The following is a 22,805-nucleotide window of genomic DNA, read 5'->3' as shown; positions in this document are numbered from 1 at the left end:
TTAAAGCGGTGGCCGGCTTCCTGCGTGGATGTCAGGGCACTCCTACGCTCGCCGTTAGTGTGCTGGCGAGCAGGCGTTTGATTTCCGGTACGCATGAGCCGCACTGAGTGCCGCAGCCCAGTTCCTGTTGCAGGCCTTGTAGGTTGAGGCCACGGCCAATGCCAGCGCACACGGCTTGTTGGCTGACGTTCTTACAGTTGCACAAAACCTTGTGCGCTCCGGCGTCGCTGGCTTCGGCGCCGGGCGCGGCACTCAGGGGGGCCAGCAGCCAGCGCTGCAGCGCTGCATCGACCCGGCCTTCCAGCCACAGCCCTTGTAACCAGTGGCTTGCCCGGATTTCGCCGGCCAGGCGAACGGCGGTGATGCGGCCCTGCTCGATGCGTACCCGTTTACCGATGGCCCGTTGCGGGTCGTCATAAGCCATGACCGGCCCCTGATGGAGCTCAAGCTGACGGTCAATGGCTGCCAGCAGTTGCGGATCGGCTGGGCAGGTGTTGGCGCCGCGCAGCACCAGGGCCGGGCGTTCGCGGCCGGTGAGGCTGAGGCTGAGGTAATCCAGGCCCCCGCAGAGCGGGCGCAGCGCTTCAAAATGCCGCTGCACATCGCCCTCTATCAGCACAAACAGCTCCCAAGGCAGCCCCGCCGGGCTGATGCGCACACCTGTGTGCTTGAGTTCCGGTTGCTTGGACAAGGGGTCGAACGCTGAAGGGGTGAGGGTATTGATACCGCCCTTGAGGAAGCGATCGCCCCAGTGCATGGGCAGGAATGCCTGCCCCGGGCGTACGGCAGTGTCCTCGTGTACTGCAACGATCAGCTCGCCGTGGCGGCTGTTCAGCCGCGCCAAGTTGCCGCTTTGCAGGCCCTGGCGGCGCAGTTCGTCGGGATGCAGGCTCAGCAGCGCTTCGCTGACATGACCGAACAACTGCGCTGCGGTGCCGGTGCGGCTCATGCCGTGCCATTGGTCGCGTAGGCGGCCGGTGAGCAGAGTCAACGGGTAATCGCGGTCAGGCTGCTCCAACGCAGCGACGAACGGTTCGCTGATAAACCGCGCCCGAGCATTGGCGGTAGGAAAGCGGCCATCGCCATACAAGCGCGGTGTACCCCTCACGGCGCCTTCAGGGAACGGCCACTGCTGCGGGCCGATGCGCTCCAGCAGGTCGTGGCTCAGGCCACTGAGGTCGAGGTCGCGGTGGCGGGTCAGGCCTTTGAATTCATCGAACAAGTGGCTGGCCTGGGTGAAGTCGAACAGGCTTGGCAACCCGGGGCGTAGGTATTTCTCCAGGCGCCGGGCGAAATCGACGGTGATGGCCCAGTCTGCGCGTGCTTCGCCGGGGGCGGCAATGGCTTGGCGCACCAGGGAGACGCGCCTCTCGGAGTTGGTCACCGTGCCTTCCTTTTCGCCCCAGGTGGCGGCGGGCAGCAGTAGGTCAGCGTAGGGCACGGTTTCCGTGGTGCGGAAGGCCTCCTGCAGGACCACGAACGGGCAGGCCTGCAACGCCTCGCGCACGGCATTTTGGTCGGGCAGCGATTGCGCCGGGTTGGTGCAGGCGATCCACAGCGCCTTGATCTTGCCGCTGCGCACCTGCTCGAACAATTCGATGGCGGTCAACCCTGGGGTGTCGGGTAAATGGCTGACGCCCCAGTAATCGGCGACTTCGGCGCGGTGCTGGGCATTGGCGGCGTCACGGTGGCCGGGCAGCAGGTTGGACAGGCTGCCGGTTTCCCGCCCGCCCATGGCGTTGGGTTGGCCGGTCAGGGAAAACGGCCCGGCGCCGGGGCGGCCAATTTGCCCGGTGGCTAGGTGTAGGTTGATGAGCGCGCTGTTTTTTGCGCTGCCGGCGGTGGACTGGTTCAGGCCCATGCACCACAGCGACAGGAAGCTCGGCGCCGTGCCGATCCACTGCGCGCATTGGTGCAGTTGCGCGACGCTGATTCCACACAATTGGGCCGTCAGCGCCGGGGTGTAATCGTGTACCAGGGTTTTCAGCGCCGCCAGGCCTTCGGTGTGGGCGTCGATAAAGGCCTGGTCGGCCCAGCCTTCCCACAGCAGCAGGTGCAGCAGGCCATGGAACAGCGCCACGTCGCTGCCCGGCAGGATGGCCAGGTGCAGGTCGGCGAGGTCGCAGGTGTCGGTGCGGCGCGGGTCAATGACGATGACTTTCATTTGCGGGCGCAGGCGTTTGGCTTGCTCGAGGCGACGAAAGAGCACCGGGTGGGCGTAGGCCATGTTGCTGCCCGCGATCAGCACGCAGTCGCTGCATTCCAGGTCTTCGTAGCTGCACGGCGGGGCGTCGGCGCCCAGGCTGCGCTTGTAGCCGACCACGGCCGAGGACATGCACAGGCGTGAATTGCTGTCGATGTTGTGGGTGCCGACCAGGGCGCGGGCCAGTTTGTTGAAGGCGTAGTAGTCCTCGGTCAGCAGTTGCCCGGACAGGTAAAAGGCCACGCTGTCGGGGCCGTGTTCGGCGAGGGTGGCGGCGAACACCTGAGCGGCGTGGTCCAGGGCGGTGCCCCAGTCGGTGCGGGCGCGGGCCAGGCCTTTGCCCAGGCGTAGTTCGGGGTAGAGGGCGCGGGCGGCGAGGTCGCCGGTCAGGTGCAGGCTTGCCCCCTTGCTGCACAGCTTGCCGAAGTTGGCCGGGTGCGCCGGGTCGCCGCGCACCCCCAGCACTTGGCCGTGGTCATGTTCGATCAACACGCCGCAGCCCACGCCGCAGTAGCAACAGGTCGACGCGGTGGTGTGCAGGCTCATCAGCGGGCGTCCTGGGCGGTGGCGCCGAACATCAGCCGATCGCGGATCGCCGCGATGTTGTGCCGCTCGCTGATCTGCTGCCGGTACCAGGCACCATCGCGGGTATCGCCGTACAGGCAGGCGCCGACCAGCACGTCATCTTTTATCACCAGTTTTTTATAGATGCCGCCGATGGGGTCGCGCAGGGTGATGCTGTGGGTGCCGGGTGCGCCGAGAAAGTCCCCGGAGGAGAACAAGTCGATGCCGGTGACTTTCAGCTTGGCCGCGGTGACGGAGCCGGGGTAGCGGGCGAACCCCAGCCGGGCCAGGTGATTGGCGCAGACCCGCGCCTGCTCGAACAGCGGCGCCACTAGGCCGTAGGCGACGCCGCGATGGCTGGCGCATTCGCCGATGGCGTAGATGCGCGGGTCGAAGGTTTGCAGGGTGTCGCTGACCAGAATCCCGCGCGCACACGGCAGGCCGCAGTCCAGCGCCAGTTGGATGTTGGGGCGGATGCCGGCGGCCATCACCACCAGGTCGGCGGGCGCTTGTTCGCCGTTGGCAAATTGCACCGCGCCGACCCGCGTCGGCTCTTGCCGGGACGGGAGCAAGGCTTGGGTCTGTTCTGCCAGGCGAAAGCGCAGGCCGCGCTGTTCCAGGGCCTGTTGCAGGAGTTCGGCGCTGGTGCGGTCCAGTTGCCGCTCCAGTAACCACTGGCCGATGTGCACCACGGTCACCTGCATGCCGCGCAGTTTCAGGCCATTGGCCGCCTCCAGGCCCAGCAAGCCGCCGCCGATGACCACGGCATGGGTGTGGCTGCGGGCGGTGGCGATCATGGCCTGGGTGTCGGCGATGTCGCGGTAGCCGATCACGCCGCGCAGGTCATTGCCCGGCAGCGCGGGCATAAAGGGCGAAGAGCCGGTCGCGATCAGCAAACGGTCGTACTCGGCTTCGGTGCCGTCGTCGGCGATGACCCGGCGCCGCACGCGGTCGATGCGCACCACGGTGCGGTTGAGCAGCAAGCGGATGCGGTGTTCTTGATACCAGCTCAAGTCGTTGAGCACGATCTCGTCGAAGGTCTGCTCGCCGGCCAGCACCGGCGACAGCAGGATGCGGTTGTAGTTGGGATGGGGTTCGGCGCCGAACACGGTGATGTCGTACAGCTCGGTGTCGAGCTTGAGCAGTTCCTCCAGGGTGCGGACCCCGGCCATGCCGTTGCCGATCATCACCAACTTGAGTTTGTTCATGGTGTTCTCCGAAGGGGGCGCGACACATCCGGGCCTGCCCAAAGATGAAGGTGGTTCTTTGTAGAAAGCGGGCTTGCCCGCGCTGGAGTGCGTAGCGCTGCCAACAGCGCTTAGGCGCTGCTGCGCAACCCAGTGCGGGCCAACCCGCGTGTTACCTAAGCAGCATGGCCAGCAGCGCCAGGTTGATGAGCACCGCCACCAGCGCCACGCTGCGCCACACCTTCAGCGGCTCGCGCTCCAGCAGGGGCCGGGGGCGCACGTTAAGGCTGTGGCGTTCGCCCTGCTCTAGTAGCAACAGCCACTGCTCAGCGGTTTCGAAGCGCCGCGCCGGGTCGGCGCTCACCGCCCGGGCCAGGCACTGGTCGAGCCAGTCGGGCAGGTCCGGGCGGTAGCGGTTGGCGCTGACCGAAGCGCCGAAGCGCGGGCGTTGAAAAGCTTCGATTTCGCCATAGGGGAAGTGCCCGGTGAGCAGGTGATAGAGGGTTACGCCCACCGCGTAGAGATCATGTTGCGCAGTGGGGCTTTCGCCGTCGAAGGCCTGGGGGGCGATGTAGCTGGGGGTGCCGGGCAGGGCGTGGGGCTCGTCCCGCGACAGCCCCGGGCAATAGGCCAGCCCAAAGTCCAGCAGGCGCAGCTCGCCGTCGTCCCCCAGCAGCAGGTTTTGCGGTTTGATATCGCGGTGCAGGATTTGCCGGCGGTGCAACAGCCCGACCGCCCGCAGCAGGCGTTCGGCGAGGTCGCGCCATTGCGCCAGGGGTAGGGGGCCATGGTCGGCCAAGAGCTGGGCCAGGGTGACGCCCGGGTAATGGCGCATCACGTAATACAGGTGTTGGCGCGTGGTGGCGGCATGCACCTCGGGGAAGTGCCGCCCGGCCACTCGGCGCAGGAACCATTCCTCGGCCAACAGGTTCTGCCCGGCCTGTGGATCGTCGTGCAAGTGGGCGGGCAGGGTCTTGAGCAGCCAGGGTTGCTGTTGCCCGTCGAGCACCCGGTACAGCAGCGATTGCCGGCTCTGGCCGAAACGCTCCTGCACCTGCCAGCCCTCGAAGCACTGGCCGGGTTTGAGGGCGGGCGGCAAGGGCCATTGCTGCTGGTGCAGCAGGGCATCGCCGAGGCTGGCTTCGCCGCGCTGTTCGATACGCACCAGCAAGGCGCTGGCGTTGTCCTGGCTGCCGGCCAGGTGTGCGGCGCTGACCAGGGTGCGGACGGCGCTGTCGGGGTCGGGCTGGTCGCGCAGGATCGCGGCGATGGTTTGATCGCCCAGGGTCGCCCAGATGCCGTCGCTGAGCAGCACGAAGCTTTCGCCGTCGCGCAGTTCGCCGTCGAGAAAGTCCAGCACCAGGTGCTGGTCCAGGCCTAGGGCGCGCTTGAGCACATGCTGCATGCCCGGTTGGTCCCAGACGTGATCTTCGGTGAGGCGTTGCAGGACATCGGCGTGCCAGCGATACACCCGGCAATCGCCGACATGGGCCAGGGTGAAACGCTGGCCGCGCAGCACCAGGGCGCTGAGGGTGGTGAGCAACGGCTGGCCGCCGCCATTGGCGCGCAACCAGCGGTTTTGCGCCAGCAACAGGCGCTCCAGGGCCTGGGCTACCGCCCAGGTGGGCGGCGTGGCGTAGTAGTCCAGGGCCAGGGCCTGCAAGGTCGATTGCGCCGCGAGCGCACCGTCGGCGCATTGGCTGACGCCATCGGCCAGGGCCACCAGGTAACCCTTGGTCGCGGCGAGCGCCGGTGCCGGGGTGACCACGCGCAAGGCGTCCTGATTGTGCGCCCGCGGGCCGGTGGCACTGGCCTGGGCGAAGCTCAGTTGCAGGCTCATGGGCGCCTCAGACCCGCGCCGCCGTCACGGCCGCCGAGCCCCAGGTGGTTCTCCAGCGGCGCTTGACCCCGTGCAGGCCGAACCACGCCAGCACGCCGAGGCTGGCGAACAGCCACAGGGCCAGTTGATAGCTGCCGCTGCTTTGCTTGATCGCGCCCATGCCCGCGGCGAGGGCGAAGCCGCCGATGCCACCGGCCATGCCGATCAGCCCGGTCATTACACCGATCTCCCGGGCAAAGCGCTGGGGCACCAGTTGGAACACCGCGCCATTACCCGCACCGAGGCCGAGCATGGTGCACACAAACAGGGCCAGGGCTGCATAGGAACTGGGCAGGTTGAACCCCACGGCCGCCATGCACACCGCCGCCACGCTGTACATGCCCAGCAGGGTGCGGATGCCGCCAAAGCGGTCGGCCAGGGCACCGCCCAGGGGCCGCATCAGGCTGCCGCCGAACACGCATGCGGCGGTGTAGTAACCGGCGGTCACTGGGTTGAGGCCGTACTGGTCGTTGAAGTAGCCGGGCAGGGCGCTGGCCAACCCAATGAAGCCGCCAAAGGTCACGCTGTAGAAAAACATGAACCACCAAGTGTCGCGGTCGCCCAGGGCCTTGAGGTAGTCGGCCAGGGATTTGGCCTTGGGCCGGTGCGGGGCGTTTTTCGCGGCCCAGGCGAACACGATCAGGGTCAGGGCCAGCGGGATCAGGGCAAAGCCGAACACATTGCTCCAGCCGTAGGCCGCCGCTAGCACCGGGGCGATCAGCGCCGCCAGCACGGTGCCCGAGTTGCCTGCCCCGGCGATGCCCATGGCCTTGCCCTGGTGCTGTGGCGGATACCACTGGGACGCCAGCGGCAAGGCCACCGCGAACGACGCCCCGGCCATGCCCAGGAACAGGCCCAGTAGCAGCGCTTGTTCGTAGCTGTGGATGCCCAGTTTCCAGGCGCCGAACAGGGCGCAGATAACGATCACCTGGCCGATGATGCCGGCCGTCTTGGGCGACAGGCGATCGGCCAGCAGGCCCATGGCGAAGCGCAATACGGCGCCGGCAAGGATGGGCGTGGCCACCACCAGGCCCCGTTGTTGAGTGGTCAGTTGCAGGTCGGTGGCGATTTGCACTGCCAACGGGCCCAGCAGGTACCAGACCATGAAACTCAAGTCGAAGTAGAGAAACGCCGCGAACAGGGTCGGGGTGTGGCCGGATTTCCAGAAGCTTGAATTCATCGTGCACCTCAGGGGTCAAGAGTCTTGGAGGGAGTCATCGAGATGCGCCGGTTGTCGGCCGCACCACCGGCCCCGTGCAGTGGGGCCAGAACGAAAAAACGCCGCAACCCCGGTGGCTTTGGCCGTGGAGGGTGCGACGTCTTTGTCGTAGGTGGGGCAACCGCCGTTGGTTACCTGTGTGTTGGCTTAAGCCAGATTTGTGCCAACTTGCACGTCAGCTGAGCATGTCGCTCATGGCGATGATCTGTTCGGCCACCTGAATCAACTTTTGCTGGCGGCTCATGGCCTGGCGGCGCATCAGGGTGTAAGCCTCGTCTTCCTTGCAGTCCTTCATTTTCATCAGCAAGCCCTTGGCCAGTTCGATGCGCTTGCGTTCGGCCAGTTGCTGGTCGCGGGCATGGAGTTGGGCGCGCAGGGCCTGGTCGCTCTCAAAGCGCGCCATGGCGACGTCGAGGATCGGTTGCAGGCGCGTAGCCAGGATGCCTTCGACGATATAGGCGCTGACCCCGGCCTTGATGGCCTGGCGCATCACCGCCGGGTCGTGTTCGTCGGTGAACATCACGATGGGCCGGGGCTGGTCGCGGCTGACCAGCACCACTTGCTCCATCACGTCGCGGCTGGGGGATTGGGTGTCGATCAGCACCACATCGGGGCGCACGCTTTCGACGCGGGCGGGCAGGTCGATGGTCAGGCCCGATTCGTCGAGCACCTCGAAACCGGCTTCCACCAGCGCCGCTTTCAGGCGCCCGACTTTGTTCGCGGTGTCGTTGATAAGCAGGATGCGCAACATGCTCTGGGTTCCTGTCAGCGGCGGGCGAGAAGGGCGGGGCTGTCGCTCAGGGCGTGCAGCTTGAAGCCGCGGGCGTAGCCGGCCGGGTCGCTGCCGTTCCAGGTGATGCCGTCGATCAATTGGCTGCTGCGCATGTCCCCTTGCGTGGCGTCGATGCCCAGGGCCTGCGCGGCTTGGCGGTACAGCGCCAGTTGCTGGACCTGGGTGGCCACGGCCAGGTAATCCGGGTCGTCGCGCAGCAGGCCCCAGCGGCGGAATTGGGTCATGAACCACATGCCGTCGGACAGGTACGGCAGGTTGACCGCGCCGGCCCCGTGAAAACGCACGGCGTGGGGGTCTTGCCAACTGTTGCCCAGGCCATCGGTGTACTCGCCCGACAGGCGCGGGGCGATGCATTCCAGCGGCGCGTCGAGGTATTGCGGGGCGCTGAGCAACTGCGCGGTGCTGCGGCGGTTTTGCGGGCTCTGTTCGATAAAGCGGCTGGCTTCGAGGATCGCCATCACCAGGGCCCGGGCGGTATTGGGGTACTGCTCGACAAAGGCGCGGGTGCAGCCCAGGACTTTTTCCGGGTGGTCGGGCCAGATGCTCTGCGAGGTGGCCAGGGTAAAGCCCAAGCCTTGGCGTACCGCGCTGGCGCTCCAGGGCTCGCCCACGCAGAAGCCGTCGATGCGCCCGGCCTGCAGGTGGGCGACCATTTGCGGCGGCGGCACCACCACGCTTTTGACGTCGTGCAGCGGGTCGATGCCCTGGCTCGCGAGCCAGTAATACAGCCACATGGCGTGGGTGCCGGTGGGGAAGGTCTGGGCGAAGGTCAGCTTTGCGCGGCTTTGGTGCACGCGCCGGTGCAGCGCCTCAGGACCGGTCACGCCAGCGCCTTGCAGACCGTGGGAGAGGTTGATGCTCTGACCGTTCTGGTTCAGGCCCATCAGCACCGCCATGTCGTTGGCCGCCACGCCGCCGATGCCCAGGTGCACGGCGTAGATCAGGCCGTAGAGGCTGTGGGCGGCGTCCAGTTCGCCGCTGACCAGGTTGTCCCGCAGGTTGGCCCAGGAGGCTTGGCGCTTGAGGTTTAGGCTCAAGCCGTAAGGTTGGGCGAAGCCCTGGGTGGCGGCGACCACCACTGAGGCGCAATCGCTCAGGGCCATGAACCCTAGGTTGACTGTGGTTTTTTCCGGCGCGTCACTGCCGTTGACCCAGGCCAGCGGCCCGGGGAGGAAGTCATTCATGGGTAAGCTCCAATACAGGGCCTGGGTGCATAAAAAAGCGCCACTGAGATAAAACCGGTCAGCCAAGGCTTTGAAACCTGTGGGAGCGAGCCTGCTCGCGACTCGGACCGGCGCGGGTATTTGCGTGGGCAAAAAAACCTGGCGCGACCCTGTTGCTGCTTTTGGCCCCAGTGTCGATGGCGTGAACGGTGCAAGGCATATGCCATGCCCGGATGATTTCGCCCCATGCCTCGCGTGCGAGGGGCTAGCCCGGCTATAATCGCCGCCTCTTTTTGCCGCCCGTCGAGTCCATCGCGCCCATGTACACCCTGGCCCGTCAGCTGTTGTTCAAACTTTCCCCGGAAACCTCCCACGATCTGTCCCTGGACCTGATCGGCGCGGGCGGGCGTTTGGGCCTCAACGGCTTGCTGTGCAAGGCCCCGGCGAAGATGCCGGTGACCGTCATGGGGCTGGACTTCCCCAACCCGGTAGGCCTGGCCGCAGGCCTGGACAAGAACGGCGCGGCCATCGACGGCTTTTCCCAACTGGGTTTTGGCTTTGTCGAAATCGGCACCATCACCCCGCGCCCGCAACCGGGCAACCCCAAGCCGCGGATCTTCCGCCTGCCCGAAGCCGAGGCGATCATCAACCGCATGGGCTTTAACAACCTGGGCGTGGATCACCTGCTGGCCCGCGTGGCGGCGGCCAAGTACCGAGGCATCCTGGGTATCAATATCGGCAAGAACTTCGACACCCCGGTCGAGCGCGCGGTGGACGACTACCTGATTTGCTTGAACAAGGTCTACGCCCACGCCAGCTACGTGACGGTCAACGTCAGCTCGCCCAACACCCCGGGCCTGCGCAGCCTGCAATTTGGTGACTCCCTCAAGCAACTGCTCCAGGCCCTGCGCCAGCGCAAGGATGAACTGGCCCAGATGCACGGCAAGCAGGTGCCGTTGGCGATCAAGATCGCCCCGGACATGAGCGACGAGGAAACCATCGAAGTCGCCCGGGCGTTGATCGAAACCGGCATGGATGCGGTGATCGCCACCAACACCACCCTGAGCCGCGTTGGCGTCGAAGGCATGGAGTTCGGTGACGAGGCTGGCGGCCTCTCTGGTGCCCCGGTGCGCGACAAGAGCACCCACACCGTCAAGGTGCTGGCCGCGGAACTGGCCGGGCGCTTGCCGATCATTGCCGTGGGTGGCATCACCGAAGGCAAGCACGCGGCTGAGAAAATCGCCGCCGGCGCGAGCCTGGTGCAGCTGTATTCGGGCTTCATCTATAAGGGGCCGGCGCTGATTCGCCAATCGGTGGATGCCATCGCCGCATTGCCCAAGGCCTGAAGCCTGGCGCGCGGGCAATAAAAAGGGCTCCTTGAAGGAGCCCCTGGGCCGTAGCCCGCCGTCCGGATGGGACGTGCATGGTAAGGCGGTACGTCGTCAGATTGTGGTGTCGGAATAAGTGCCCTGTGTTAGCCGACGGCGTGAAGTTCGTTGAGTCTATGGATGCCCGCAGTGCCAGTCATACCGTCCCAGTTGTCGCCGCGTCCCTCCCGCCAGCCGTTGATCCAGGCTTGGCGCACCGACGGTAGAGTAAAGGGGCAAAGCTCACGGGATTTACCACCAACGCCATATTGATATCCGCGCAAAAATGCTCTTTCCAACGGATCACGCTTAAGTCTTCTCATAGGGTGTTTCCCTCACTTGTTGACTGTAGGTGTAGCGTTGACCTCGTTTGAGGTCGGGCAGAGGGCTTCTGCCGTAGGCGGCTCGCGACGGGCGGCGAGCCAGGGTGTTGACGTCATTGCGGCGTCAACCTGTAGGGAGTTCTAACCAATGAGTCACATGCTGGGAATGATCGTTTTGTCATAAGCACGTCACAATATTGATGTTATGGCCATAAGTAGCGCAGGGCGTTTGGCTCGCCCCTCGGGCAAACCCCGCTATGATGAGGCTTACGCTGGATGATGAGGATCATTCTCCGATGCGAATGTCCCACCGTTTTGGTGCGGCAATATTCGACGAAGGGTCCGGATGTGACATCTTGTTGCACACATTTTTTATCTGCCCGGGCATTCAAGCTCTTTTAACCGTCTGGTTAGTCGAGCCGCCGGGGTGGGACGGCACAGTTTCGTGCCACGCGAGCGCTTCTTGAGAAAAGCGCTTGATTGAAAACCGAGCCGGCAATGCGTTGCCCGCTCACTTATTGCCAAAGGCCCTGGAATACCCATGTCGGATCGTTACGAACTCTTCCTCACCTGCCCCAAAGGCCTAGAAGGCCTGCTGATCGAGGAAGCCGTCGGGCTTGGCCTTGAAGACGCACGCGAGCACACCTCCGCCGTGCGGGGCATGGCCGACATGGAAACGGCTTATCGCCTGTGCCTGTGGTCGCGCCTGGCCAACCGGGTACTGCTGGTGCTCAAGCGCTTCCCGATGAAGGACGCCGAAGACCTCTACCACGGCGTGCTGGACATCGAGTGGCAAGACCACATGCTCAGCGACGGCACCCTGGCGGTGGAGTTCAGCGGCCATGGTTCGGGCATCGACAACACTCACTTCGGCGCCTTGAAGGTCAAGGACGCCATTGTCGACAAACTGCGTACCCCCACGGGCGAGCGGCCGTCCATCGACAAGCTCAACCCGGACCTGCGCATTCACCTGCGCCTGGACCGCGGCGAAGCGATCCTCTCCCTCGACCTGTCCGGCCACAGCCTGCACCAGCGCGGTTATCGCCTGCAGCAGGGCGCCGCGCCGCTCAAGGAAAACCTCGCTGCCGCGATCCTGATCCGTGCGGGCTGGCCGCGCATTGCCGCCGAGGGCGGCGCCCTGGCCGACCCGATGTGTGGTGTTGGTACCTTCCTGGTGGAAGCGGCGATGATCGCTGCCGACATGGCGCCCAACCTGCGCCGCGAGCAGTGGGGCTTTACCGCGTGGCTGGGGCATGTGCCGGCGCTGTGGAAAAAACTCCACGAAGAAGCCAGTGCCCGCGCGGCGGCCGGCCTGGCCAAGCCGCCGCTGTGGATTCGCGGCTACGAGGCCGACCCACGGCTGATCCAGCCGGGGCGCAACAACGTCGAACGCGCCGGTTTGAGCGAGTGGATCAAGATTTACCAGGGCGAAGTGGCCACCTTCGAGCCGCGCCCGGACCAAAACCAGAAAGGCCTGGTGATCTGCAACCCGCCCTACGGTGAGCGCCTGGGCGACGAGGCGAGCTTGCTCTACCTCTACCAGAACCTCGGCGAGCGTCTGCGCCAGGCCTGCCTGAACTGGGAAGCGGCGGTGTTCACCGGCGCCCCGGACCTGGGCAAGCGCATGGGCATCCGCAGCCACAAGCAGTACTCGTTCTGGAACGGCGCGCTGCCGTGCAAGCTGCTGCTGATAAAAGTGCTGCCCGACCAGTTCGTTACCGGCGAGCGCCGCACCCCCGAGCAACGCCAGGCCGAGCGCGAGCAAGCGGCCTACGATCAGGCCCCGGCCGAGCCGCAGGAGCGCCAGTACAACAAGAACGGCAACCCGATCAAACCCGCACCAGCCCCGGCGCCGGTGGTTGAGCAGGCGCGCCTGAGCGAGGGCGGGCAGATGTTCGCCAATCGCCTGCAGAAAAACCTCAAGCAACTGAGTAAGTGGGTCAAGCGCGAGGGTATCGACTGCTACCGCATCTACGACGCCGACATGCCCGAATACTCCATGGCCATCGACCTGTACCACGACTGGGTCCACGTCCAGGAGTACGTCGCGCCCAAGTCCATCGACCCGCAAAAAGCTTCGGCGCGCATGTTCGATGCCCTGGCCGCGATTCCCCAGGCGCTGAACATCGACAAGAGCCGCGTGGTGGTCAAACGCCGCGAGCGCCAGAGCGGCACCAAGCAGTACGAGCGCCAGAGCGCCCAGGGCCAGTTCACCGAGGTGATGGAGGGGGGCGTCAAGTTGCTCGTCAACCTCACCGACTACCTCGACACCGGGCTGTTCCTCGACCACCGGCCCATGCGCCTGCGCATCCAGAAAGAAGCCGCGGGCAAGCGCTTCCTCAACCTCTACTGCTACACCGCCACCGCCAGCGTGCACGCAGCCAAGGGCGGCGCGCGCAGCACCACCAGCGTTGACCTGTCCAAGACCTACCTGGACTGGGCGCGGCGTAACCTGTCGCTCAACGGTTTCTCCGACAAGAACCGCTTGGAGCAGGGCGATGTGATGGTGTGGCTGGAGGCCTGCCGCGATGAGTTCGACCTGATCTTCATCGACCCGCCGACCTTTTCCAACTCCAAGCGCATGGAAGGCATCTTCGACGTGCAGCGGGACCAGGTGCAGTTGATCGACCTGGCCATGGCACGCCTGGCGCCGGGCGGGGTGTTGTACTTCTCCAACAACTTCCGCAAGTTCGAGCTCGAAGACAACCTCACCCAGCGTTATGCCGTCGAGGAAATCACCGCGCAAACCCTCGACCCGGACTTTGCCCGTAACGGCAAGATCCACCGCGCCTGGAAAATCACTGCCCGTTGACCGCTGATTGGATCCATAGAGCCTTGTTTTTTAAAGGCTCTTGGTTCTTTTGGTGCTGGTCAAATTGATGGCAAATAGCTATAACTTCATCAAAGCCCCTGTGACGCCCCAACTCGCTGGCGTTGGAAGTTCTGCTTATGTCGTTGCATGGCCCCCAACCGAAAATACTCGGTTTCATTCGTGAAGACGCTTCGGCCCGCTGGGTCGCCGCCTTGGCCTTGTTTATAGGCCTGGTGCTGACCGGGCTGCTGGCCTGGGCCACCCTCAACCTTTATCAAACCCAGTCGCGCCAGCGCTTCCAATTGCTGGTGGGTGAGCGGTTCAGCCGCATCCAGGAACGCTTCGAGGACCAGGAGCAACGCCTGGACAGCCTGCGGCGGTTTTTCATCAACTCCGACTCGGTTACCCGCGAAGAATTCGACGGCTACGCCGGACCCTTATTGCGCCGTACCCAGGCATATTCCTGGGCGCCACGGATCCGCGCCGCCGAACGCGAGTTGTTCGAGCGGGCGGTGCAGGACCAGGGCCTGAAGGGTTTTGGCATCCGCGAGATCGACGCCCAGCGGCAACTGCAACCGGCCGCCGAGCGCGCCGAATACGTGCCGGTATTGTTCAGCCAAACCCAAAGCGTACTCGGCTCGCCCCTGGGCTTTGACTTGTTGTCCCAACCGCTGCGCCGTTCGGCCATGGAGCGGGCGCGCACTCTGGGCACCCAAGCGGTTTCCCAACCGATGCAGTTGGTCGGCGTCGAGCCGGCCTACGCCCGCGGTGTGCTGCTGGTGGCGCCGGTCAGCACCCGCACGGGCGGCGAGCCCTACGGCTTTGTGATGGCGGTGATTAGCATGCGCCAACTGGTGGCCGATGGTTTTCCCGAAGCCAGCTACGACAACCTGGCGGTGCGCATCCGCGATTTGTCGGTGGAGCCGGAACAGAGCCTGCTCTACACCAGCGACCTGCAACCGCCGGCCAGTGCATTGGTGGCCACCCGGGTGCTGCACCTGGCGGATCACGATTACCAAGTGCAGATCCACCCCAGCGCCGTGTTCCTCAAGGCCAACCATGCTTCGCTTATCAGCCTGGTGGTGCTCGGCGGTTTGTTGAGCCTGTTACTCAGCGTCCTGCTGTACGTGCTGGTCAACCGGCGCCAGTGCGCGTTACGCCTGGTAGAACAACGCACCCGTGAGCTGCGGGTGCGCGAGCAGGAACTGAGCGGTGCCCACAGCCAGTTGCGCAGCGTGCTCAATGCCGCGACCCAGGTGGCGATCATCGCCACCGACCTGCGCGGCATCATGACCACCTTCAACGCCGGCGCCGAGCGCATGCTCGGCTATCAAAGCAGCGACGTGCTGGGGCGCAAGACCCTGGAGAGCCTGCATGTGCGGGCCGAACTGTCGGCGCGGGCGCAGGTGTTGAGCCAGCGCTACGGCAAGCCGATCCCGCTGCACCAGGCGATGCTGGTGGAGGGCGGTGAGGCGGGCGGCCATGAGGCGGTGGAATGGACCTTGCTGCGCCATGATGGCAGCCCGCTGTCGGTGGACATGCTAGCCGGCCCCGTGCTCGACGAGCAGGGGCTGTGGGTCGGCCATGTGGCCATTTGCATTGACGTGACCGAACGCAAGCGTGTCCACGAAGCCCTGGCGGCCCAGGATCGCTTGCTGAAAAAACTCAGCGCCCATGTGCCCGGCGGCATCTACCAATTCATGATGGCGCCGGACGGCAAGTTCAGCGTGATCTACGCCAGTGACGGCATCCGCGACATCTACGAGCTTGATCCCGAGCAGTTACACGCTAACGCCGAGGCGATTTTCCAACGTATCTACGGCCCCGATGTGGAACGCATCCGCACGTCGGTGCGGTTTTCGGCGCACACCCTGCAACCCTGGCGCGAAGAGTACCGCGTGCAACTGCCTGAACGCGGCTTGCGCTGGGTGCGCGGCGAGGCCACGCCTGAAGAGTTACCGGGCGGCGGGGTGCTGTGGCACGGCTACATCTCGGATATTTCCGACCTCAAACGCGTCGAGGAAGAGCTGCGGGCGTTATCGGTGACCGACTCCCTGACCGGCATCTACAACCGGCGCTACTTCCAGGAACGGCTGAAAACCGAAATGGCCCGTGTGGAGCGGGGCATGGGCGCGCTGGCGGTCATCATGCTCGACATCGACCACTTCAAACGGGTCAACGACGTGCACGGCCACGCGGTGGGCGATGGGGTGCTGCAAGCGTTGTGTCAGCGCATCGGCCAGCGCCTGCGCCGCACCGATGTGTTCTGTCGCCTGGGTGGGGAAGAGTTCATGGTGCTGTGCCCCGATACCAGCGGCCCGCAGGCCTACGCCTTGGCACTGGAGCTGTGGCAGGGCCTGCGCAGTGCGCCGATTGGTGAGGTGGGGATTGTCACGGCCAGTTTCGGCATCGCCAGTTGGCGCCAGGGCGAAGGCGCCGACGCGCTGTTGCTGCGCGCTGACTCCGGGGTCTACGCCGCCAAACAGGCCGGGCGCGACCGGGTTGAACAAGAACTCCCCTGACGACTCACTGCCCTGGTGCAGCAAGCGGGCTCGCCCGCGCTAGGATGCGCGGCGCTCCTCCAGCAGTGCCGCGCCCCACCGATTTTTACGGCCGCTTATAGGGCGGAGGCGGTGGCGGCGAGTTTGGGTTGGCGGTACAGGTCCAACAGGACCTGGTCCAGCACCGAGGCCGCGCCCCAGGGTTTCGGGTCGTTGAGAATCGCCACCACGGCCCAGGTATTGCCGTTGTTATCGCGGCTGTAACCGGCGATGGCACGCACGGTGTTCAGGGTGCCGGTCTTGATGTGGGCTTCGCCGCTGACGGCGGTGCGTTTGAGGCGCTTGCGCATGGTGCCGTCCATGCCGGCAATTGGCATCGAACTGACGAACTCCGCCGAGTACGGGCTCCTCCATGCCGCTTGCAGCAAGGTCGCCATTTCCCGTGCACTGACACGCTCGGCCCGCGATAACCCCGAGCCGTTCTCCATCACCAGGTGCGGCGCGGTGATGCCTTTTTTCGCCAGCCACTGGCGCACCACACGTTGGGCGGCCTTGGCGTCGTCGCCGTCGGCCTCGTTGCGGTAGCGCGCGCCCAGGCTCAGGAACAACTGCTGGGCCATGGTGTTGTTGCTGTATTTGTTGATGTCGCGGATCACTTCGGCCAGGTCCGGGGAGAACGCCCGGGCCAGCACCTTGGCGTCCTTGGGCACTGCGCCGAGGCGGTCCTTGCCCTGGATGCTGCCGCCCAGTTCCTGCCAGATCGCGCGCACGGCGCCAGCGGTGTAGGTGGCGTGGTCGAGCAACGACAGGTAGGTCTGGGAGCTGCAACCATCGCTCAACTGGCCGTTGACCGTGACGGTCACCGTGCCGTTGGCCTGGGTGACCGGGTTGTAACGCACCTCGCCCGAGCATTGCTTGGTGTTGACAGCCTTGACCTGGTTGTCGACGCGGATACTGGCAATTGGCGGTTCAACCGAAACCAGCACCTTGCCGCCATCGTTGCGGGCCACGAAGCGCAGGGCCTTGAGGTTGACCAACAGGGAGTCGGGCTTGACCAAGAACGGCTTGTTCTCGTCGTTGCCGTCATCGTTGAACTGCGGCAATTGCGGCGGCACGAAGAAATTGCGGTCCAGCACCAGGTCGCCGGTGACTTGCTGCACGCCATTGGCCCGCAGGTCGCGCATCAGCAGCCAGAGTTTTTCCATGTTCAGCTTGGGGTCGCCGCCGCCCTTGAGGTACAGGTTGCCGTGCAGGATGCCGCCGCTCAGGGTGCCGTCGGTGTAGAACTCGGTTTTCCACTGGTAGTTGGGCCCGAGCATTTCCAGGGCCGCGTAGGTGGTCACCAGTTTCATGGTGGAGGCTGGGTTGACCGAGACATCGGCGTTGTACACGGTCGGCGTGCCCGGGCCGTTGAGCGGGATCATTACCAGCGACAGGGCGTTGTCCTGCAGTTTGCTGGTTTTGAGGGCTTGTTGAACCTTGGGTGACAGGCTGGTGTTGACGGGGGCTGCATGGGCGAGCGCCAGGGGCAGGAGGAAACTGGCAAGCAACAATGGACGAAAAGACTTAATCATCGGAAATAAAACCCTACAGCCGAGGGGAAAAAATAACGAGGGCGTGTAGACAAAATCCCTCAGTGGTTACGAAAGTGCCGGCATTATGCCCCAAGGTATAGCGCGTTGTGCCCTACGCGGCAGGGTCGCGGCGCTCTTTTTTTACCGATGGTCGGGCGCGGTCCCGAGAGAGGCGGGCAATCGTGGCCTTAAGCTGCTAAAGTGCCGCCCGTTATTACTTATGAGGATTGTTCCAATGGCGACTAACCGTTCCCAGCGTCTGCGCAAAAAACTGTGCGTTGATGAATTTCAAGAGCTGGGTTTCGAGCTGAACCTGGATTTCAAGGAAGATTTGGCCGAAGAGGCTATTGACGCTTTCCTCGATGCATTCCTCAAAGAAGCCATGGAAGCCAACGGCCTGGGCTATGTAGGCGGCGACGACTACGGTCTGGTGTGCCTGCAGAAGCGTGGTTCGGTCAGCGAAGAGCAACGCGCTGCCGTCGAAGCCTGGCTCAAGGCGCGCACCGAGCTCAACAGCGCTGAAGTCAGCCCGCTGCTGGACGTCTGGTACCCGGAAAAGCCGATCAACCCGGTAGCCTGATGTTCAAGAAAAACGGCGACCCCAGGGTCGCCGTTTTTTTATGGGTTGCAGAAAGTGTTCAGGCCTTGCGCCCATTGAGAATCACCAGCGTCAACACCCCCGCGACAATCCCCCAGAACGCCGAACCGACGGAAAACAGCGTCAACCCCGACGCGGTGACCATAAAGGTAATCAGCGCCGCTTCCCGCTCCTTGGTTTCGCTCATGGCGATGCTTAAGCCATTGATGATGGAGCCGAACAGCGCCAGCGCAGCAATCGACAGCACCAGCTCCTTGGGCAGCGCGGCGAAGAGCGCGGCCAGCGTTGCCCCGAACACCCCGGCAATGCCGTAGAACACGCCGCACCAGACCGCCGCCGTGTAGCGCTTGTTGTGGTCTTCATGGGCGTGGGGCCCGGTGCAGATCGCTGCGCTGATGGCCGCCAGGTTGATCCCGTGGGAGCCGAAAGGTGCCAACAGCAAGGACGCGACGCCGGTGGCGGTAATCAGCGGCGAGGCCGGGACGTTGTAGCCGTCGGCCCGCAGCACCGCGACGCCGGGCATGTTCTGTGAGGTCATGGCCACCACGAACAGCGGAATGCCGATGCTGATGGTTGCGGCCAGGGAGAAGTGCGGCGTGGTCCACACCGGCGTCGCCAATTCCAGCTGAAAACCGCTGAAGTCCAACAGCCCCATGAACCCCGACAGCGCGGTGCCCACCAGCAGCGCCGCCAGCACCGCGTACCGCGGCGACAAGCGCTTGACCACCAGGTAGGTGAAGAACATCCCCAGCACCAGGGCCGTGCGGTGTTGGGCGGCGACGAAAATCTCGCTGCCGATCTTGAACAGGATGCCCGCCAGCAAGGCCGCGGCCAGGGACGCCGGAATGCGCTTGACCAGGCGCTCGAAGCTGCCGGTCAGGCCGCAGATTGTTACCAGCACCGCACAGGTGATGTAGGCGCCGATGGCTTCGCCGTAACTCACCCCGCCCAGGCTGGTAATCAACAGCGCCGCGCCGGGGGTGGACCAGGCGATGGTGATGGGCGTGCGGTAACGCAGCGACAGGCCGATGGAGCACACGGCCATGCCGATGGAAATCGCCCAGATCCACGAGGAAATTTGCCCGCTGGTCAGGCCCGCCGCTTGGCCGGCCTGGAACATCAGCACCAGGGAACTGGTGTAGCCGGTCATCATCGCGATAAACCCGGCGACGATGGCCGAGGGGGAAGTGTCCGCCAGGGGGCGCAGCTTGGTGTGGGTGGCGTCAGTCATGGCGCGGTGTCCTTGTGCCGGGGAAAAAGTGCAGCGGGAAGGACGCAAGCCTAAACGTAAACGCCGATGGCTATTGCGATACAGCCGGGTTCGCAAACGACCGTACAGTCGTGTTGCCACTATCGGTTGTGTACAATGTGCGCTGTTTTTCAGCCGATACTTGCCAGCGACCCACCGTGGCGTATTACAGTCAACGTCCTTGCCCCCGCCGTTCTCCCGATCCGAGTGCCCATGAACGAACAGTTGCAGCCCCTCAAGAAACAACCGCGCGCAGGCAAAGCCGGGCGCAGCGGAACCCAGGACGACATCGTCTATGCGCATATCTTCGAGGCCATCCTCGAACAACGCCTGGCGCCCGGGACTAAGTTGAGCGAAGAGGCGCTGGGGGAGATTTTCGGGGTCAGCCGCACCATCATCCGTCGCGCCCTGTCGCGCCTGGCCCATGAAGGGGTGGTGCTGCTGCGGCCCAACCGTGGCGCGGTAGTGGCCAGCCCCAGTGTGGAAGAGGCGCGCCAGGTGTTCTTCGCCCGGCGCCTGGTGGAGCGGGCCATCACCGAGCTGGCGGTGCAGCACGCCACGGCCGAGGAACTGGCCGAGTTGCGCCAGATGGTCAACGACGAGCGTGACAGTTTCTCGCGGGGCGACCGGGGCGCGGGTATTCGCCTGTCGGGGGAGTTCCACCTGAAACTGGCCGAGGCGGCCAAGAACACGCCGCTTATCAGCTTCCAGCGCAGCCTGGTGTCGCAGACCTCGCTCATCATCGCCCAGTACGAAAGCGGCAACCGCTCGCACTGCTCCTATGACGAGCACACCCAATTGATTGACGCCATCGAGGCCCGGGACGAAACGCTGGCGGTGAGCCTGATGATGCATCACATGGATCACATCGACAGCAAGCTCAACCTCGACGAAGAAAGCGCCTCGGATGACCTGCATGCGGTGTTCTCGCACTTGCTGCAAACCAAGAAACCGGGGCGGCCGAGCGCCAAGCTGTAGATAGACCCAGGTGCGGCCATCGCGAGCAGGCTCGCTCCCACAGAGTTCGGTGAATTCCTTGTGGGGGTGATAGCGATCTCCCTGGCCACAAAAAATCCCCCGCCACTCAGCGTCGCGGGGGATTTTTTTGCCCGCAGAACCTAGCGCTGATGCACCAGTCTGCCCGCTGCATAGGTTTGCAGTACGGTGCGGTCATCTCCCAGGGTCATCAGCACGAACAGCGTTTCGGCGATGTTCTTCGACTGTTTGAGGCGGTAGCTGAGCAGCGGCGTGGCGTTGTAGTCGAGCACCAGGAAGTCGGCGTCGGTGCCCGGTTGCAGGGTGCCGATCTTGTCTTCCAGGCGCAGGGCCCGAGCGCCGCCCAGGGTGGCCAGGTACAGCGACTTGAATGGGCTCAGGCGCGCGCCCTGCAACTGCATGACCTTGTAAGCCTCGTTGAGGGTGTGCAGCAGGGAGAAACTGGTGCCGCCGCCCACGTCTGTGCCCAGGCCGACGTTGAGGTTGTGCTTCTCGGCCATGGGCAGGTTGAACAGGCCGCTGCCGAGGAAGAAGTTCGAGGTCGGGCAGAAGGCCACCGCCGAGCCGGTCTCGGCCAGGCGTGCGCATTCGTCGTCGCACAGGTGCACGCCGTGGGCGAACACCGAACGCTCGCCGAGTAACTGGTAATGGTCGTAGACGTCCAGGTAACCCTTGCGCTCGGGGAACAGTTCCTTGACCCACGCGATCTCTTGCAGGTTTTCGCTGATGTGGGTCTGCATGTAGAGGTCGGGGTACTCGCCCAGCAGTTTGCCGGCCAGGGTCAGTTGTTCCGGGGTGCTGGTGGGGGCGAAACGCGGGGTGACGGCGTAATGCAAGCGGCCCTTGCCGTGCCAGCGCTCGATCAGCGCCTTGCTGTCGGCGTAGCCCGACTCCGGGGTGTCGGTCAGGTAGTCCGGGGCGTTGCGGTCCATCATCACCTTGCCGGCGATCATGCGCAGGTCCAGTTGCTCGGCGGCTTCGAAGAACGAGTTCACCGATTGCGGGTGCACGCTGGCGAACACCAGGGCGGTGGTGGTGCCGTTGCGCAGCAGTTCCTTGATGAAAATATCCGCCACTTCATCGGCGTGGGCCTTGTCGGCGAACTGGCTCTCGCACGGGAAGGTGTAGGTGTTGAGCCAATCCAGCAGTTGTTCGCCGTAGGCGCCGACCATGCCGGTTTGCGGCAGGTGGATGTGGGTGTCGATCAGGCCGGGGGTAATCAGCGCGTCGGGGTAGTGCTGGATCGGCACCTCGGCGCTCAGGCCCGGCAACAGGTCGCTGGCCGCGCCGATGGCGCTGATTTGGCCGTTTTCGATCACCAGTAAGCCGTCCTCGAAGTACTCGTAGGAGGCCTCTACCCCCACCTGGGCGGGGTCGGCGATGCTGTGCAGGAGGGCGGCGCGGTAGGCTTTGCGGGTCGAAGGCATGGTCGTCTCAATGGCTGGCTTGGCTGCGGCGCGAGGCCGGCAGCAGTTTGGCGATGGGTTCGGCGCGCTCGGTGTGCTGGCCGAAACTGGCGTTATAGGTGGCGATGATTTCGCCGGCGATGGAGATGGCGATTTCCACAGGCAATTTGCCTTTGACTTCGCCGATGCCCATCGGGCAGCGCATGCGCTGCAAGGTGCTGGTGTCGAAACCGCGCTCACGCAGGCGATGCTCGAACTTGACCCGTTTGGTCTTGGAGCCGATCAGGCCGAAGTAGGTGAAATCGTTGCGCTTGAGCAGGGCGGCGGTGAGTTCCAGGTCCAACTGATGGTTGTGGGTCATGACGATGCAGTAGCTGCCGGCGGGCAGGTGGTCGATTTCGTCCAGCGGTTCTTCGGCGACGATTTTACGCACGCCGGCAGGGATCAGCGCGGGGAATTCCTGCTCGCGCGAATCGATCCAGCGTACCCGGCACGGCAGGCTCGCCAGCAGCGGCACCAGGGCGCGGCCGACATGGCCGGCGCCGAACACGGCGATTTGCGCTTGCACCTGGCCCATGGGCTCGAACAGCAACACGGTGACGCCGCCGCAGCACTGGCCCAGGCTGGCGCCGAGGCTGAAGCGCTCCAGGTGGGTGCCCTGCTTGCCGCTGGTGAGCATGTCGCGGGCGATGTGCAGGGCCTTGAATTCCAGGTGCCCGCCACCGATGGTGTCGAAGCTCTGGGTGGCACTGACGACCATTTTCGAGCCGGCATTGCGCGGCGTGGAGCCTAGTTCTTCGATGATGGTCACCAACACGCAGGGCTCGCCCTGGTGTTGCAGGTCGGCGAGGGCGCTGATCCAGTTGTACATGTTCACCTCGGCATCGTTGTTGTCTGTTGTGGCCTCATCGCGAGCAGGCCCGCTCCCACAGGATTTGCGTGGGCACCACAAAACACTGTGGGAGCGGGCC

General features: G+C 64.6%; 15 protein-coding genes and 1 pseudogene. 5 read left to right on the top strand and 11 right to left on the bottom strand.

Annotation, left to right across the window (positions count from 1 at the left end):
• Positions 1–31: 31 nt before the first annotated feature.
• From AC19YT_RS09240 to AC19YT_RS09215, 6 genes and pseudogenes are all read right to left on the bottom strand, one after another.
• Positions 32–2,749, bottom strand: a complete 2,718-nt coding sequence (locus AC19YT_RS09240; RefSeq protein WP_500610136.1) for a nitrate reductase — start codon at positions 2,747–2,749, stop codon at positions 32–34.
• A gap of 14 nt (positions 2,750–2,763) precedes the next feature.
• Positions 2,764–3,975: pseudogene (locus tag AC19YT_RS09235) on the bottom strand (NAD(P)/FAD-dependent oxidoreductase); the annotation flags it as partial.
• Between the two features lie 151 nt (positions 3,976–4,126).
• The gene (locus tag AC19YT_RS09230) at positions 4,127–5,794 is read right to left on the bottom strand and encodes a bifunctional protein-serine/threonine kinase/phosphatase (protein WP_500610135.1); all 1,668 of its coding nucleotides are present in this window, start codon (positions 5,792–5,794) and stop codon (positions 4,127–4,129) included.
• A gap of 7 nt (positions 5,795–5,801) precedes the next feature.
• The gene (locus AC19YT_RS09225; protein ID WP_095107580.1) at positions 5,802–7,013 is read right to left on the bottom strand and encodes a nitrate/nitrite transporter; all 1,212 of its coding nucleotides are present in this window, start codon (positions 7,011–7,013) and stop codon (positions 5,802–5,804) included.
• A gap of 214 nt (positions 7,014–7,227) precedes the next feature.
• The gene (locus AC19YT_RS09220) at positions 7,228–7,803 is read right to left on the bottom strand and encodes an ANTAR domain-containing response regulator (protein ID WP_095107581.1); all 576 of its coding nucleotides are present in this window, start codon (positions 7,801–7,803) and stop codon (positions 7,228–7,230) included.
• 14 nt (positions 7,804–7,817) lie between these two features.
• Positions 7,818–9,029, bottom strand: a complete 1,212-nt coding sequence (locus AC19YT_RS09215; protein WP_095107582.1) for a CmpA/NrtA family ABC transporter substrate-binding protein — start codon at positions 9,027–9,029, stop codon at positions 7,818–7,820.
• A gap of 299 nt (positions 9,030–9,328) precedes the next feature.
• Here AC19YT_RS09215 and AC19YT_RS09210 point away from each other — a divergent pair, with 299 nt between their 5' ends.
• Positions 9,329–10,354 (top strand): quinone-dependent dihydroorotate dehydrogenase, encoded by a 1,026-nt coding sequence (locus AC19YT_RS09210; RefSeq protein WP_095107583.1) that lies wholly within the window; start codon positions 9,329–9,331, stop codon positions 10,352–10,354.
• A gap of 128 nt (positions 10,355–10,482) precedes the next feature.
• Here AC19YT_RS09210 and rmf read toward each other — a convergent pair whose 3' ends face one another.
• Positions 10,483–10,698, bottom strand: a complete 216-nt coding sequence (gene rmf / locus AC19YT_RS09205; protein WP_003223300.1) for a ribosome modulation factor — start codon at positions 10,696–10,698, stop codon at positions 10,483–10,485.
• A gap of 541 nt (positions 10,699–11,239) precedes the next feature.
• Between rmf and rlmKL the strand changes: the two genes are divergently transcribed.
• Both rlmKL and AC19YT_RS09195 read left to right on the top strand, forming a co-directional pair.
• On the top strand, positions 11,240–13,510 hold the full coding sequence (rlmKL, locus tag AC19YT_RS09200; RefSeq protein WP_095107584.1) for a bifunctional 23S rRNA (guanine(2069)-N(7))-methyltransferase RlmK/23S rRNA (guanine(2445)-N(2))-methyltransferase RlmL: 2,271 nt from the start codon (positions 11,240–11,242) through the stop codon (positions 13,508–13,510).
• Positions 13,511–13,647: 137 nt separating this feature from the next.
• Positions 13,648–16,032 carry a sensor domain-containing diguanylate cyclase gene (locus AC19YT_RS09195; protein ID WP_500597502.1) on the top strand — a complete coding sequence of 795 codons (2,385 nt, stop codon included), beginning with the start codon at positions 13,648–13,650 and terminating at the stop codon, positions 16,030–16,032.
• A gap of 95 nt (positions 16,033–16,127) precedes the next feature.
• On the opposite strand, the gene dacB is transcribed toward AC19YT_RS09195, so the two are convergent.
• Complete coding sequence (gene dacB / locus AC19YT_RS09190; protein WP_095107586.1) at positions 16,128–17,585, bottom strand: D-alanyl-D-alanine carboxypeptidase/D-alanyl-D-alanine endopeptidase; 1,458 nt, start codon at positions 17,583–17,585, stop codon at positions 16,128–16,130.
• 235 nt (positions 17,586–17,820) lie between these two features.
• On the opposite strand from dacB, the gene AC19YT_RS09185 reads away from it, so the two are divergent.
• Entirely contained in the window at positions 17,821–18,165 is a 345-nt protein-coding gene (locus AC19YT_RS09185; protein ID WP_095107587.1) for a YggL family protein, read from the top strand.
• A gap of 58 nt (positions 18,166–18,223) precedes the next feature.
• On the opposite strand, the gene AC19YT_RS09180 is transcribed toward AC19YT_RS09185, so the two are convergent.
• Entirely contained in the window at positions 18,224–19,414 is a 1,191-nt protein-coding gene (locus AC19YT_RS09180; RefSeq protein WP_500597501.1) for a benzoate/H(+) symporter BenE family transporter, read from the bottom strand.
• A 231-nt stretch (positions 19,415–19,645) separates the two neighbouring features.
• On the opposite strand from AC19YT_RS09180, the gene AC19YT_RS09175 reads away from it, so the two are divergent.
• Entirely contained in the window at positions 19,646–20,410 is a 765-nt protein-coding gene (locus tag AC19YT_RS09175) for a GntR family transcriptional regulator (RefSeq protein ID WP_095107589.1), read from the top strand.
• 140 nt (positions 20,411–20,550) lie between these two features.
• Here AC19YT_RS09175 and guaD read toward each other — a convergent pair whose 3' ends face one another.
• A complete protein-coding gene (gene guaD / locus AC19YT_RS09170) occupies positions 20,551–21,855 on the bottom strand; it encodes a guanine deaminase (RefSeq protein ID WP_095107590.1) in 1,305 nt (434 codons plus the stop codon).
• A 7-nt stretch (positions 21,856–21,862) separates the two neighbouring features.
• Entirely contained in the window at positions 21,863–22,705 is an 843-nt protein-coding gene (xdhC, locus tag AC19YT_RS09165; protein ID WP_500597497.1) for a xanthine dehydrogenase accessory protein XdhC, read from the bottom strand.
• Positions 22,706–22,805 lie beyond the last annotated feature (100 nt).

The organism is Pseudomonas sp. MF08875 (assembly GCF_059862525.1).
Note: the sequence above shows the minus strand (reverse complement) of the source record. Positions and strands in the feature narration are given on the sequence as shown.

Excerpts from the sequence above, each read along its gene's own strand:
- AC19YT_RS09240 (WP_500610136.1), bottom strand. The coding sequence starts at position 2,749 with ATGAGCCTGCACACCACCGCGTCGACCTGTTGCTACTGCGGCGTGGGC.
- AC19YT_RS09230 (WP_500610135.1), bottom strand. The coding sequence starts at position 5,794 with ATGAGCCTGCAACTGAGCTTCGCCCAGGCCAGTGCCACCGGCCCGCGG.
- AC19YT_RS09225 (WP_095107580.1), bottom strand. The coding sequence starts at position 7,013 with ATGAATTCAAGCTTCTGGAAATCCGGCCACACCCCGACCCTGTTCGCG.
- AC19YT_RS09220 (WP_095107581.1), bottom strand. The coding sequence starts at position 7,803 with ATGTTGCGCATCCTGCTTATCAACGACACCGCGAACAAAGTCGGGCGC.
- AC19YT_RS09215 (WP_095107582.1), bottom strand. The coding sequence starts at position 9,029 with ATGAATGACTTCCTCCCCGGGCCGCTGGCCTGGGTCAACGGCAGTGAC.
- AC19YT_RS09210 (WP_095107583.1), top strand. The coding sequence starts at position 9,329 with ATGTACACCCTGGCCCGTCAGCTGTTGTTCAAACTTTCCCCGGAAACC.
- rmf (WP_003223300.1), bottom strand. The coding sequence starts at position 10,698 with ATGAGAAGACTTAAGCGTGATCCGTTGGAAAGAGCATTTTTGCGCGGA.
- rlmKL (WP_095107584.1), top strand. The coding sequence starts at position 11,240 with ATGTCGGATCGTTACGAACTCTTCCTCACCTGCCCCAAAGGCCTAGAA.
- AC19YT_RS09195 (WP_500597502.1), top strand. The coding sequence starts at position 13,648 with ATGTCGTTGCATGGCCCCCAACCGAAAATACTCGGTTTCATTCGTGAA.
- dacB (WP_095107586.1), bottom strand. The coding sequence starts at position 17,585 with ATGATTAAGTCTTTTCGTCCATTGTTGCTTGCCAGTTTCCTCCTGCCC.
- AC19YT_RS09185 (WP_095107587.1), top strand. The coding sequence starts at position 17,821 with ATGGCGACTAACCGTTCCCAGCGTCTGCGCAAAAAACTGTGCGTTGAT.
- AC19YT_RS09180 (WP_500597501.1), bottom strand. The coding sequence starts at position 19,414 with ATGACTGACGCCACCCACACCAAGCTGCGCCCCCTGGCGGACACTTCC.
- AC19YT_RS09175 (WP_095107589.1), top strand. The coding sequence starts at position 19,646 with ATGAACGAACAGTTGCAGCCCCTCAAGAAACAACCGCGCGCAGGCAAA.
- guaD (WP_095107590.1), bottom strand. The coding sequence starts at position 21,855 with ATGCCTTCGACCCGCAAAGCCTACCGCGCCGCCCTCCTGCACAGCATC.
- xdhC (WP_500597497.1), bottom strand. The coding sequence starts at position 22,705 with ATGTACAACTGGATCAGCGCCCTCGCCGACCTGCAACACCAGGGCGAG.